This window comes from Amycolatopsis ultiminotia (genome assembly GCF_039536925.1).
Taxonomy (GTDB): domain Bacteria; phylum Actinomycetota; class Actinomycetes; order Mycobacteriales; family Pseudonocardiaceae; genus Amycolatopsis; species Amycolatopsis ultiminotia.
This window is the reverse complement of the sequence record NZ_BAAAZN010000001.1, coordinates 1,035,735-1,048,759: the sequence shown is the minus strand read 5'-3', so window position 1 is coordinate 1,048,759 and position 13,025 is coordinate 1,035,735. Positions and strand designations below refer to the sequence as shown.

Below are 13,025 nucleotides of genomic sequence, written 5' to 3'. Positions count from 1 at the left end.
GCCTAGTGACCGAGCAGGAGCCGACGCTGGGCATACCAGTATTCCGTCCTGTCATCGGCACGACCGCCAACTTCCTCCCCGCGCCGCCCGCGAGGCCAATCCGCAACGAGGGCCGAGCACGACCTCGGTGAGGTGGTCCAGGGCAACAGGAATCTGGGCAGGCTCACTTGTACACGACTGAGCAAACAACTCAGTACCCAGACAGTCAGGGTGCCGGATCGACAATGATCGGCATTCCGAGGCTGGCTGGGGCGCTGCGCTGCCGGTCACGCATCCGGTCCAGGCCAGGCAGCGGATGCAGGCTTCTCCGAACTCGTGGTGATCGTCGCCTACTGTGTCGCAGGTGAACGCGGACGGTTGGTTGACAGACACCCGGACCTCCTATGACACAGTCGCGGTCAGCTATGCCGACCAATTGCGCAGCGCCATCGCCGAGCAGCCGTACTTGCGAGCAGCTCTGGCGTTGTTCGCCGACATGGTGCGCATCGCCGGCGGCGGCTCCGTGGCGGACGTGGGCTGCGGACCGGGGCACGTCACCGCTCACTTGCACGAACTGGGCATCGACGCGTTCGGAATCGACCTTTCACCAGCGATGATCGATGTGGCGCGGCGCGACCATCCCGGGCTGCGGTTCGAGGTGGGCTCGATGACGGACCTGGCCGTCGCCGACACGTCGATTACCGGCTTGCTCGCATGGTGGTCCCTGATCCATGTTCCCGACGATGCGGTTTCCACGGCCCTTGTGCACTTCCGCCGGGCGCTACGTCCTGGCGGACTACTGGCGCTCGGCTTCCACGTCGGCGACGAATCGCGGCTGAAGACGCAAGGCTACGGCGGCCACCCGATGAAGGTCCACGTCCACCGCCGCCAGCCCGACCAAATGGCAGGCTGGCTGCGCGAATCCGGATTCACAATCGAAGCCCAGCTGCTGCTGGCCCCGGAGGAGAACGTTCCACAAGCCATCCTTTTCGCACGCCGTCAGCCCTAACCTCGGAGCAGACGGTTCAGGTTCTCTGACCTATTTCTCCGCGACTACCGCTACGACTTGTCCACCGATGGCGGTGAACGATGACATTCCAAGTTCGGTAGCGGTGTTTTCCCGGCGGGGCGTGGCGTTGATCTGGGCAAGTTTGTTTTTGACACCGCTGTAGCTGACTTGAAGTCCCTCGACTTCGCCGAGCCAGCCTTCGCGTTTCGCTTCGATGACGCGGGCTTCAAGGTTGTCGTGGATCTCTTCCACTCGAGCACGTTGTGCGGGGTCCAGTCGCAGGAGCGAGCGTCTGACACATGCATGCTCATGGACACCGGGTGATCCAAATTCTCGCGCACAGGTTCCAACGGATACCTTTCGTTTCTCGAAGTGAGCGAGGAATGAGGACCATTCCTCGTCGGTCGGCGTGCGAAATTCTTCACTCGGCCGGGTAGCGCGACGCCGGGCAACAAAAGATCGATGGGCTTCGATCGTCTCAGTAGGGTAGACGGCGTTGTAACCCATGGTCGTGTCGATGGTCTTGTTCCCGAAAATGATCTGATCGATATGCGGCGGTAACCCGCTCATGATGGCATCCATGACGAAGATCCTGCGGAAATCGTGGGCTTGGAACATCAGTGGATTGCCATTGGCGTCGGCGAGTCCGGTCGCGGCGAGCGCGTTGATGAGCAGCTTCCGGACGGCCGATGGGGTGAACGTGCGGCGCTCGTTGCCGATGCCGCGCTGGAACAGTAGCGGCATCGGCGGGTGCCAGATCTTCTCCCGGACGTCGTAGGAGACCACCAGCGGGACAGACCCGTCGTGGCTGCGCAAACGCTGGAAGATGACGCTGCGGACGTCGGCCAACTCGGGGCTGACCAGCAGCAACCGTTCGGTGTCAGTCTTGGACGGGGCGATCTGCAGCAGCGGCACCAGTTCGCCGGTGCCGAGCAGCCGGTATTCGGTGATGCTGTGGTGGGACAGTTCGAGTAGTTCCTCGCAGCGGATACCGGTCAGCCGCAGCACTTCGATGGTGGCGAACGCCCAGAACGCCTCGTCGTCCTGGTAACACAGGTTGCGCCACTTTCCGGTGGCGACGTCCCCGGCCCAGACAAGGCGACCGATCGTCTTGGGAGCAATGGCCCTTCGCAGTCTCCCGTCGGTACCGTCGAGGACCTCGCCCGGTTCGGTGGCTTGTGCTGCGGCCAGGAGGCGGGCGGCAGCCGACCGTCGGTCATTGGTGGTGCGCACCAGCACGGGCAGGACAGGTAGCCGCTCGCGGGTGCGCTGGTCCATGCGGGCCTTGCGATGCTTGCGTTCCGTGGCTTTCTGGACCTCCGTGCCGCTGATCGGGCAGGGCGCGACCCACTGCGCCCAACGGGCGGCGTCCTCGACGGCCCAGTGTGCGATGTCCAGATAGCGCGCTCGGACGCGCATCAGCTCGCCCTTCCAAGCGCGGACGACCGCGGGCGGGAGCCGAAGCCGGAGGGTGTCGGTGCCGGGAGCGAGGGCCTCGGCGCGAGCCCAGAACAGCCCGGCCAGTGTCCGCGAGACGACGTCCAGGCTGGGTGAAGTCCAGCGACGGTTGGCGCTCCTGCAGGTAGTTGACGAGCAGGTCCCGAATCGGTCGGCACTGGATGCGGTATCGGTCGACCAGTTGCTCGATCGTCAGCCTCCCGCCGGCCAGGCCGGACGCGCGGATCCTGTGCGGCGCATCCCCCGGGAAGACGCCCAGAGCACGCAGCCGCAGGTAGAAGCCAAGCTTCTTGTGCCCGCCGCGGGTATGGACGCGTCGCATCGTTTCCACCAGCTCGACGCAGCCGCCGACGGTGGTGTCGGCGATGGCGCCGCTCTTGCCGGCCAGGATCGTGGCGATCCGGGTGGCCGCGATCTTCGCATCGACCGGGGAGCTGGCTGGTTCGGCGGCGGCCAGCTCTGCCGGCCTCGCGAACCCGGCCGGATCCCTGACCTGCGCCATCACCGACGCCGGATACCGGTGGGTGCGAGGGAGCATCCACGGCAGACCGGGTCGGATGACGTCGCCGCAGATCAGCATCAGCAAGCCGGACGGCAGGTCCGTGGAGTCGTAGGACACCACTCCACCGTGCGCTGCAAACCACTGCATCGGCAGCTCGATCCATCCTGCTCCGGGACGCTCCTCGGCACCGCCGGCCAGCCGGTGGTCCTGCCAGGTATCGCCAGGGAAGGACAACAGCCAGCGCAGCAGCTTGGCAACCTCGCGCCGTCGCGCAGCCTGGGTACCGTTCGCTGCGGCAGCGAAGGGCGCAGCGGTCAACCGCTGCTGCACCTGCTCGGCCGTCGCCGCGGCATGCGGCCACCATTCCTCGGCCGATCGTGGTGGAAATTCGGTGCGCAGCCGACCGTTCCGCAGTCGCTGCTCGGCGGCGACCGAGGTGACAGCGGGCAGCGGTTTGCGTGTGCTGTGCTTGACGATAGAGGTCACAGCGTCCTCCCGAACAGCACGCTCAATGCCTGCGGGTCGTAGCCGGGCGCGGGCGGCGGAGGCGGCTTTTCCCGCTGCTCGGCGATGCGGGCGTGATGGGCCAGGACACCGGCGATCACCTCGTCCTTGTCGGGCGTGAGGTAGAGCTCGGTGGTGGACAGGTGCGCGTGGCCCATGACGAGCTGCACGTCGCTGAGCGTCGGCTGCGGATCGCAGGCCATTCCGGCCGCCGAGCTCTGCCGCAGGCTGTGCAGTGTCCAGTCGGACCCGAGTGCAGCGTTGGCGCGCTCGAACATCCGATGTGCCGCCTGGTAGTCCAACGACCGCCTCGGCCGGCGCAACGTCCACCACACCGGCTGGGTCCGGCCCCGCAGTTCCTCCTGATACAAGCGCAACCACACGAATGCGTCCGCCGACGCCGGGACCTGCTGAACTGCCCGGGTTCCCTTGCACACCAAGGTCATCAGCTGCTGGCCCGGGTCGATGTCGCACTGCCGTACTCCCAGCAGCTCCGACGCACGCACCCCGGTCGAGATCCAGAATGCCACCAGCGCCCGGTCCCGATTGGACGGCAGCGCAGCGAACAGCTCGTTGAATAGCTGGTCGGGTATCGCCCGAGGAACCCGCTGCGGAACCTTCCGCCGGTAACGCCCCACCCGCTCGCTCGCCCACCCGTCCATCGGGTTGTGATGCGCATGCGCGCGCCGTGCCTTGCGGGACGCGTCGAGCGGAAACGGATTCAGAATCGGGTCGGCGCCCGCGTCCCGGTGCAAGTCGTAGAAACCACGCAGCACCGTCTCGCTGTGCGCCACGGTCGCCGGAGCATACCGATCTCCTCGACTCCTGCAAGCAACTCCGCCGCCGCTTCCCACCGGGAAGCTCTGCCTGATCTGCGACAACCGCCGGCCCCGCGGCAAGGCCGAGGTCACCACGTGGTGCGCGGCCCACGACATCGAGCTGGTCTACACACCCACCCGCGCCTCCTGGCTGAACGCCAAGGCCCGCCACCCCGATTACCTACCCAACGTCGCTTGACGCGGCACTAGTGACTGTCTCCTCCGCCATCCTGACCAGAGGCCTCGTCGTGATCAGCGTCCTTGCTGGTCAGACCGGCAAGGAAGCGGTCGTACCACGGTGTCCGACGCGGTGTGGCTCGGCGTCAACGCGAGGGAGTACCGTGCGCCTGCTGCGCTGATGCCGTTGTGGGCAGGCGGTGGGACAGCAGCACATCGATCAAGGCCGCGACTGCGGGGCGCTCAGCGGCGTTTTGTCGGGTGGCGAGGTTGACGATCCACGGCGTCATCGGTTCGGCGATCGCAAGCTTGACGCAACCGCTGGAGTCGATGATGTCTGGGACGACAGCAACCCCCATTCCGGTGGCGACGTATTTGGGGATCGCGAGAAGATCGGCAACCTCGGCGACCACTTGTCGCCGCAGTCTGTGCTCAGCGAGAGCGTGTTCCACGCCGACCCGGTGGCCGTATCCCGCCGGCGAATCGATCCAGGGCTCTGGTGCGAGCTGTGCAAGTGAGACCACGGTATCCGCCGCCAGCGGATGGGACGGCTCAACCAACGCGACGAAGGGGGCCTCGAGGAGCTTGACAACATCAAGTTCGGGCGGTGGTGCCAACGCAAAAAAGGCCACGTCGAGTCTCCCCCGCACAAGATCTTCGGCGAATCCGGTCGACCCGCGCTCAGACAAGACAAGTCGAAGGTCGATGTGGGGGTGTCTGGTACGGAAGACGCGCAGTGCCGCCGGCAGATCGTGGACGAGGTCTTGGCCGGTGAAGGTGCCAAGCGTCAATCGCCCACGCTGGCCGCTCGCCGTCTCGGATGCGAGAGTGCGTAGACGCTCGACCGCGTCGATGATCTGCTGTGTGTTGGCAAGGAGCTCTTCGCCGGCGGTCGTCAGCTGGACGTTCTGGGTAGTGCGGCGCAGCAGCTGGACCCCCAGCTCGGCCTCGAGACTCCGCAGGCCCGCAGAGACCGTCGACTGCGCGGCGTAGAGGCGACGTGCAGCTTCGGTGACGCTCAGTTCGCTCGCGACGGCGACGAAGTACTCGAGCAATCGAGTTTCCATCCGGCAACCTTAGAACGCCCCGTCAGATTTTTCTGTTGACCGCCGGGTTGAAGTAGCTCACTTGGTGAGCAGGACGTCGGGCGCTTGGCGTTCCCGGCGGTACCAGGGGCTCCGCTCAGCCGACCGTGCGACCGGCACCTTTGAACAGCTCCGACCACGCCCAGAGTCTCTTGGCAACAGGGTGCAGGCGGGCGCGGGATCTGGTGTGGACGTGGCAGGGCGTGGCAGGCCCCATCGTTGGATGATAGGAGGCGGCGATGCGGCGGCGGGTCATGAGCAGGACGGTTCGGAGTAGCCACCCGAAACTGCGTTCGACCACCCCCTGCGCGGCACGACGCGGAACGTGTGGGGTTGGTGCGTTTGGGAATCCCTCCACATCGACCGCTTGCGCCCGTTGATCTTCTTCTCGGCATCGAAGCCACGCGGTCCGCCACGACGGCCTCGGCGGCCTCGGCGGCCTTGCCCGACGGGGAGTTCCAGCGCCGGAAGAAGGCATACGCCGTCTCTCGACGTAGGAAGGCCACCGGCACTGCCCACCGCTCGATTCTGTTGCGCACCAACGAGAACACCGTGTACAGCATTGCCCGCAGGTCATGCGCCATCGGCCGACTGGTCACCTGGCGCAGTTCTGTCCTCACCTGCGCAGTGTGCTGGCGCAGGACCGCATCGGTCAGATCCGGGACAGGAGCGACACGGTCACGACACCAGCAACCCCAGCCAGTCCCCCACCGCGCAACCAGAACTCGGCCGCGGTGGTCTTGCGCTCGTCATCGAGAACCTCGGTGTACACCAACCGGCTGAAGTCATCCACGGCGTGGTGCAGGAACCGGTAGCCGCGTGATCCGGTTGCTCCACGGCGCGCCGGGAGGCCAGCATGACGAGGGGAACGACGGCGAACGCGATGCCGAAGCTCAGTATCACCTGACTCGCGACGAGCAGGAACGTCGGGTCCAATCCCGCAGCGAGCACTACGATCGCCGGGATCAGCATCACGACCCGCCGGAGCAGCGGCGGGATGTTGATGTGCAGCAGCCCGCGGATGATCTCGTCACCGGCCATCGTCCCGACGGATGTTGTCGCGAGGCCCGAGGCAAGGGTCGAGACCGCGCCGGTAACGAGCCCGCCGGCAACGAGGCGGAACCGAACAGCAAGTGCAGCGCAATCGCACCACCGACGATCTCCGCCGCGCCCGTGGCAACGGCCACGATCTCGGCTTGCGCCCAGAACAACAGCCGCGGCATCCGTCTCATCCGCTTACCGCGCAACTCCGGCAGCGACCGACCGGTCACGATCCCGAGTTTCGCTGAGAGATATTGCACGAGCACCGCGCTCGCATTCGCGACGACGAGCACCCGCGCCAGCAGATATCCGTAGCTCGCGCCGGTCGTGAGATTCGCCGCGACGTTGCCGGGATCGACGTAGGCGATCGCCGCGACGAAGGCTGGTCCGAGAAGTGCGAGACCGTTGGTTGGGTGGCCCCGTGCCGCACGGAACGCTGGTCGGCGCGCTCCATACCTGTGAGCATGGCACGGAATCCAGCATGACGATTGACCTCGGCAAAGTTATCCGCTTTGATCGATAAAGCTGTGCGGGCTGCGCCAACCTCCGGGAAGGCTGCTGCAGCCTTGGTTGATCTCTGAGAGGTAGGGGCGGGCCCTGCTGGACGGATGTGCGCCTCGGTGAAGGCGTACGGAGGATTTCCGCCGCGACGTGGTCGCGCTCGCCCGGAGGGAGAGACGTGGATCAGGCGGGTCGCGAAGGACTTCGGGATCTCGGAGACGGGTCGTGCTCACTGGCTCCGCCTCGCAGACCGTGGCGGCGGCATCAGGTCGGCCGTGTCGCCTTCGTCGAAGACGGTCAAAGCCGCGGATTCCCAGAAATGAAAGGAGTCACCGCAGGTGACCAGCAAGCGCACCATGATCGTCTTCGGCGCGACGGGGGACCTCGCCGCACGTCTGCTGCTGCCAGGTCTCGGGACCTTCCTGCAATCCGGCCGCAGTGTGCCGGTGCAGCTCATCGGGACGGGCCGCAGCGAGCGGACCTGTGAGCAGTGGAAGAGCGTCGTCGAGAAGTCTTTCGCCACGGAGGACGTCGAGGGCCTCGAGGTCGACGCGACACTCGAGTCGACGGTGTTCCTTCAGGGCGACCCGACCGACCCAGAGCACCTGCAGAAACTGCTCGAGACGGCCGAAGCACCGCCGGTGCTCTACTTCGCGCTGCCCCCGCAGATCGCATCGGACATCTGCGGTGCGCTGCAGCACGTGGACCTCCCCAAAGACACCACGCTCGCCTTCGAGAAGCCGTTCGGCACCGATGTCGCCAGCGTCGAGGTGCTCAACGAGACCGTCCACAAGCTCGTCCCCGAGGAACGCGTGCACCGCACCGACCACTTCCTCGGTCGCACCACGGTCCTCAACATCATCGGTCTGCGCTTCGCGAACCGCCTGTTCGAGCCGGTCTGGAACGCGGACAACATCGAGAAGGTCGACGTCTTCTACGACGAGACCCTCGGCCTCGAAAACCGCGCACAGTACTACGACGAGGCCGGTGCCCTGGTCGACATGATCCAGTCGCACCTGCTGCAAATCCTCGGCCTGATCACGATGGACGCCCCGTCGGCGATCGACGCGGTCGAGTTCCGCTCATCGCTGGCACGCGTGCTCCGCTCGACGCGGCTTAAGGGCGACGACCCGAAGACCGCGTCCCGCCGTGCCGTGTACACCGAGGGCACGATCGCCGGTCGCGAACTGCCGTCGTACCAGTCCGAGGGCGGCGTCGACGCGTCGCGCAAGACCGATACCCTCGCCGAGATCGAGGTCGAGGTGGACACCGCACGCTGGAAGGGTGTGCCGTTCACCCTCCGCTCCGGCAAGGCGCTCGGCGCCAGCCGCAAGGAGGTCCTCATCACCTTCAAGCCGGTGACCCGCCTGCCGTCGGGCCTGGCCGGTCACCCGAAGACCGACACGCTGCGCATCGTCCTGAACCCGGACGAGATCGAGCTGACCGTCTCGGCGAACGGCGGCGGCAACCCGTTCGAGATGGGCCAGATCACCCTGTCGTCCTCGTTCGGCGACGGCGAGCTCACCCCGTACGGCGAGGTCCTCAACGGGATCTTCCACGACGACCCGCTGCTGTCGATCCGCGGCGACGTGGCCGAGCGCTGCTGGGAGATCGTCGAACCGGTCGTCAAGGCCTGGACGGCCGACGAGGTCCCACTCGAGGAGTACCGCGCCGGCTCCCGCGGGCCGGCGGGCTGGGAGTCGAGCTCCTGATCTGGCGCGTTGACGGACGTCAAGATCCCGCGGGCTGACGGCTCGATGCGGGCGCGAACGCGCAACCATCCAAGCGCCGAGGTGCCGCGCGCCACGGGGGCCGTTGTCAGTCGTCGAGGGTGCCAGCCAACGGTACGAGCGTGGCAAATGCCAGTGGGGCAAAGTCAGACACCGCGACGCCCTCGACGTAATCTGCGGCGCGGCCGTCGGCGAAGACGACTCAGCAACCACTGGCGGTGCCGTACCCCAACAGCAGGGTTGGCGCGCCATGCCTTGTTGATATAGACGCTGCCAGGGCGAAAAGGTATGAAGTGCTGATGACGAGGTGACAGTTTCTCTCATCGTTCTGTTGGCCGATGTCGGGAAACTCGCCACGGTGTATTTCGGCGCTGTCGTCGTGATCGGTGACGGTGAGAAGAACAACGCCCCCCTGCTCCACAACGGCGCGCACGTCGGCAACGGTCACGGTCCCGCGTGCGACCTCGCGGTCGACCCGATCGACGGCATGAGTCTGACGGCGTCGGGGCAGCAGAACGCGATCAGTGGGATGGCAGTGTCGGATCGACGTACGACCCAGGCACGGTGTTCCAGCCGGACATGATCGCGGCCGGGGTCGAGGGCTGCGGGGTCCTTCGACCTGGAGCTGGAGAAGTCGATCGGGGAGAACATCGGCGCGCTCGCTGCACCGAAGGGCAAGGACCTCAAGGATATGGTGGCAGTAGCGGTTCGCGAGCGGTCCCGCCACGACGAACCCATCCGGCAGACCCGTGCCACGGGTGTGGGAATGCGATTGCTGCTGGACAGTGCGTCGCTGGTGGTATTCCGGCGACGTTGCCAGGGTTGAAGATCGGAATGTGCGTCGGTGTCGGCGGCGCCCCGGAGGCATCATCGCGGCGTGCGCGATCACGGCGCTCGGGATCACGGCGCTCGGCGGTGTGGTCCTCGGCAAGCTCCGGCCCAAGGACGACGAAGAGCGCGAGAAGGCGATCGCCGCCGGCCACGACCTGGAAAGGTCCTCGACCAAGGACGACCTGGTCGCCCACGACAACACGTCCTTCGTCGCGACCGAACGTCACCGACGGCATCCTTGTCCGAACCGCCACGGTCGATACTCGCCGACCGACCGCCTGACCCGGTCGGCCCGGCATGCGTCCTCGGCGTACCCGACACAGCAACCAGCACGGTCGGGCGTCCGACGGACCGGGCAAAATGGCCGGCTCTCTGCGGAGAGGTGTCGCCGCCGAGGCATCGAGGGTGACCCGCAGGAACGGGCCGACTTACGTGGTGCTGCCGTGCAGGCTCCCTGCGACGCGGTCAAGGCCCCTCCTGGAAGCTCGTCCCACCATTCGCTCTCATCGATAAGCCTATGCGGTCTAATCCATTGGACTCGATCAGTGTATGCGCGGATACTCATATCCGAGCTCAGCACTGTTGCACATGTGTTGTCCGAGCTTGAACGGAACAACAGAGGAGAGCGCACCATGTCGCAACCGGACGACGTCAAAGTGGACGTCGCTTTTCCCATCCCCACCGCCATGAAGGCCTGGGTCTTGGGCGATCCTGGCGAGTTGTCGTTGGTGGACAAGCCTGTTCCGGTTCCGAAGCGGGCCGAGGTCCTCGTGCGCATCGATGGGGCCTCCATCTGCGCGACCGACTTGGAGATCATCGCCCACGGGCCGCCGGCCCAGATCGAGGGTGGCCTCCCGTTCAACAAGAACTTCACGCCTGGTCACGAGTACATGGGAACCGTCGTGGCACTCGGCCCGGGGGTGGACGAGTTTGCCATCGGAGACCGCGTCACCGTGGAGGTTCACGCAGGCTGCGGTCAGTGCAAGCGCTGTCGTGAGGGCATGTACACCGCGTGCCACAACTACGGCAAGAACTACGGCGACGTCGACAAGGGCCACCGCGCCAACGGCTTCACCACCGATGGCGGCTTCTGCGAGTACCAGGTCAACAACATCAACACGCTCGTCCACCTCGACGAGTCCATGAGCGACGAGGAGGCGACGCTCGTCGTCACCGGCGGGACGGCCATGTACGGGCTGACGGAGATCGGCGGCCTCGTCGCCGGCGATTCCGTCGTCGTGACCGGACCCGGTCCGATCGGGCTTCTCGCCACCGCGGTCGCCAAAGCTCTCGGCGCTCAGCCGGTGGTCCTCACCGGCACGCGGGACAACCGGCTCGAAATCGGCAAGCGCCTCGGCGCAGACCACGTCATCAACGTGCGCAACGAAGACCCGGTCGAAGCGGTGCGGAAACTGAGCGGGGGCAAGGGCGTCGACTTCGTCGTCGAGTGCTCGGGTGCGCCGAATGCGGTGAACGAGGCAGCGAAGATGCTGAACCGAGGCGGGAAGATCTGCCTGGCGGCATTCCCGTCCGACGAGGTCCCGATCGATCTCGCCTACCTGGCGCGCAACAACATTTATCTCTACAGCATTCGCGGTGAAGGCAAGTCGGCGACGCACCGCGCCGAGGCGTTCATGCGCCAGAAGCGGTTCGACGCCTCGATCATCCACACGCACACCTTTGACATGGAGGACCTCCCGGAGGCGCTCCGGTACGTGCGGGATCGAGTGGAGGATGCGATCAAGGTCGTGCTCAAGAACAAGAAGAAGTCGAGCACACCCGGCAAGACGGACGAGCCCGCCATGGCGTCGGTGTGAGGACGCCCGCCTGACTCAGGGCGCCGTCGCGAAGCCACACGAGCAGAACTTGTGCATACGAGGCGGCTTCGCCGAGAACTTGTGGATAAGAGGTGGCTTCGCGGCGGCTAACCGGCCTGTGCGCCCGCCGGCGCGAGAACGTCGGGGAATCTACCCCAGACGTTTTGCTTGCTGTCGATGTTGTCGGCCGACGCCGGCATCCGGTTGACCGCAGAGAGGACAACGATGTCCGCAACAACAAGGCATTCCGGTAAGACAGACAAAGACATCCTGGGCTACAGCCGGTATCGCGTCGTCACCGCGGCGTTCTTCGCGATGTTAGTGATCAGCCCGTTCGAGTACGCCTGGAGTTCGATCTCCGGAAAGATCGGCGTCGTTTACGGGTGGTCCGATAGCCAGACCTCCACGATGTTTTCACTGTTCGTGGTTTTCCAGGCGGTCGGCATGCTGCCGGGTGGCCTGCTGCGGGACCGGTTCGGCCCGCGTTGGACGACGACCACTGGCGGGGTGCTCTCCGCGCTGGGCATCTTCTCCGTAACGCTGGGACCGAACTATGAGCTGGTGCTCGTCCTGTGGTGCATCGGGAGCTTCTTCACGGGCTTCATCTACAACGACGCGGTGACGACCGGCAACAAGTGGTTCCCCGACCGTAGAGGGCTGATGACCGGCATCATCGCGGGTGCGTTCTCCTGGGGATCGATCCCGTTCATCTTCTGGACCCGGGCAATCCCGGAGTCCGCACCCGAATCCGACTTCTTCACCGTCATCTACGTCATGACGGCCGTCCTTCTCGTCGTGCCGCTCGTCGCGGCGATCTTCCTCAAGGACCCTCCACAAGGCTGGGCTCCCCCGCGTTGGGAGCCGAAGAAGGCGGCCAAGCACCCGAACGACCGCGAGTTCACCCTTTTCCAGGCGCTGGGCACCTGGCAGCTGTGGGCGTTGATCGTCTCCTTCATGCTGATCTCCGGCGCAGGACTGGCCGGGATGAGCCGGATCGTCCTGTACTCCTCGAGCTTCGGTTTCGCCGCCGCGGCCGGGACTGCGGCCGCGGCCGGAATCTCCATCGCTAACGGCTTGGGGAAGCTCGGGCTCGGCTGGGTCTCGGAGCGCGTGGGACTCGAGAACACGATGATCGGCAGCTTCGTGCTGTCCGGCTTGTTACTGCTCGGATCGGTGGCCGCCGGGAACTTCGGGGGCGAGTTCCTGTTCATCGTCACCGCGATCCTCAGCATCTTCTTCTGGGCGTCGCTGTTCTCGTTGTTCCCCATCACGATCGGCAGGTACTACGGCAACGCGGCCGCGGGGGCGAACTACGGCCTGCTCTATGCGATCGCGAAGGGCACCGGCGGGGTGTACGGCGGGATCCTCACCGCCGTCTTGATCAGCAACCACGGGTTCTCCTTCAGCATGAGTGTGGCGGGCGGGCTCGCGATCGTCGCCGGGCTCATCATCATTCCCCTCAAGTTCTTCCCGGTAAGGCGGCGTGGTCGGCAAGCGCGGGAACCGGAGCCGGCGGAGGACGGCCGGCCCGCTGTCCGGCCCGTGGTGCTCAACGATTCGGAGGGTCGGTGAC

General features: G+C 65.8%; 10 protein-coding genes and 2 pseudogenes. 6 read left to right on the top strand and 6 right to left on the bottom strand.

From position 1 onward, the window contains the following. Positions 1-343 precede the first annotated feature (343 nt). Positions 344-988, top strand: a complete 645-nt coding sequence (locus ABD793_RS04825) for a class I SAM-dependent DNA methyltransferase (RefSeq protein ID WP_344855681.1) — start codon at positions 344-346, stop codon at positions 986-988. A gap of 30 nt (positions 989-1,018) precedes the next feature. Here the strand turns inward: ABD793_RS04825 and ABD793_RS04820 are convergent, their stop codons facing one another. The 6 genes from ABD793_RS04820 to ABD793_RS04795 form a co-directional block, all read right to left on the bottom strand. After that, on the bottom strand, positions 1,019-2,266 hold the full coding sequence (locus ABD793_RS04820) for a hypothetical protein (RefSeq protein WP_344855679.1): 1,248 nt from the start codon (positions 2,264-2,266) through the stop codon (positions 1,019-1,021). Continuing rightward, complete coding sequence (locus ABD793_RS04815; protein ID WP_344855677.1) at positions 2,205-3,434, bottom strand: hypothetical protein; 1,230 nt, start codon at positions 3,432-3,434, stop codon at positions 2,205-2,207. The genes ABD793_RS04820 and ABD793_RS04815 overlap by 62 nt, the downstream gene beginning before the upstream one ends. Next, positions 3,431-4,246 carry a tyrosine-type recombinase/integrase gene (locus ABD793_RS04810; RefSeq protein WP_344855675.1) on the bottom strand — a complete coding sequence of 272 codons (816 nt, stop codon included), beginning with the start codon at positions 4,244-4,246 and terminating at the stop codon, positions 3,431-3,433. The genes ABD793_RS04815 and ABD793_RS04810 overlap by 4 nt, the downstream gene beginning before the upstream one ends. A gap of 347 nt (positions 4,247-4,593) precedes the next feature. Next, positions 4,594-5,514: a LysR family transcriptional regulator gene (locus tag ABD793_RS04805; RefSeq protein WP_344855673.1), complete on the bottom strand. Its 921-nt coding sequence runs from the start codon at positions 5,512-5,514 to the stop codon at positions 4,594-4,596. A 696-nt stretch (positions 5,515-6,210) separates the two neighbouring features. Beyond that, on the bottom strand, positions 6,211-6,573 hold the full coding sequence (locus ABD793_RS42615; protein ID WP_425548647.1) for a divalent metal cation transporter: 363 nt from the start codon (positions 6,571-6,573) through the stop codon (positions 6,211-6,213). Continuing rightward, complete coding sequence (locus tag ABD793_RS04795; RefSeq protein ID WP_425548650.1) at positions 6,504-6,941, bottom strand: Nramp family divalent metal transporter; 438 nt, start codon at positions 6,939-6,941, stop codon at positions 6,504-6,506. The genes ABD793_RS42615 and ABD793_RS04795 overlap by 70 nt, the downstream gene beginning before the upstream one ends. 471 nt (positions 6,942-7,412) lie before the next feature. On the opposite strand from ABD793_RS04795, the gene ABD793_RS04790 reads away from it, so the two are divergent. The 5 genes and pseudogenes from ABD793_RS04790 to ABD793_RS04775 all read left to right on the top strand — a co-directional run bounded on the left by ABD793_RS04790 (position 7,413) and on the right by ABD793_RS04775 (position 13,024). Then, a complete protein-coding gene (locus ABD793_RS04790; RefSeq protein WP_344855670.1) occupies positions 7,413-8,786 on the top strand; it encodes a glucose-6-phosphate dehydrogenase in 1,374 nt (457 codons plus the stop codon). Positions 8,787-9,111: 325 nt separating this feature from the next. After that, positions 9,112-9,630 (top strand): annotated as a pseudogene (locus ABD793_RS04785) (fructose-bisphosphatase class II). Next, a pseudogene (locus ABD793_RS42610) lies at positions 9,554-9,841 on the top strand (fructose-bisphosphatase class II); the annotation flags it as partial. The pseudogenes ABD793_RS04785 and ABD793_RS42610, both read left to right, overlap by 77 nt. Before the next feature lie 426 nt (positions 9,842-10,267). After that, the gene (locus tag ABD793_RS04780) at positions 10,268-11,452 is read left to right on the top strand and encodes a zinc-dependent alcohol dehydrogenase (protein ID WP_344855667.1); all 1,185 of its coding nucleotides are present in this window, start codon (positions 10,268-10,270) and stop codon (positions 11,450-11,452) included. A 225-nt stretch (positions 11,453-11,677) separates the two neighbouring features. Beyond that, positions 11,678-13,024, top strand: coding sequence for an OFA family MFS transporter (locus ABD793_RS04775; RefSeq protein ID WP_344855665.1), 1,347 nt, complete (start codon positions 11,678-11,680; stop codon positions 13,022-13,024). The last annotated feature ends 1 nt before the right edge of the window (position 13,025 follow it).

What these genes read in the sequence shown, in the direction of transcription:
- ABD793_RS04780 (WP_344855667.1), top strand. Translation starts at nt 10,268, where the DNA reads ATGTCGCAACCGGACGACGTCAAAGTGGACGTCGCTTTTCCCATCCCC.
- ABD793_RS04775 (WP_344855665.1), top strand. Translation starts at nt 11,678, where the DNA reads ATGTCCGCAACAACAAGGCATTCCGGTAAGACAGACAAAGACATCCTG.
- ABD793_RS04820 (WP_344855679.1), bottom strand. Translation starts at nt 2,266, where the DNA reads ATGGACCAGCGCACCCGCGAGCGGCTACCTGTCCTGCCCGTGCTGGTG.
- ABD793_RS42615 (WP_425548647.1), bottom strand. Translation starts at nt 6,573, where the DNA reads ATGGCCGGTGACGAGATCATCCGCGGGCTGCTGCACATCAACATCCCG.
- ABD793_RS04805 (WP_344855673.1), bottom strand. Translation starts at nt 5,514, where the DNA reads ATGGAAACTCGATTGCTCGAGTACTTCGTCGCCGTCGCGAGCGAACTG.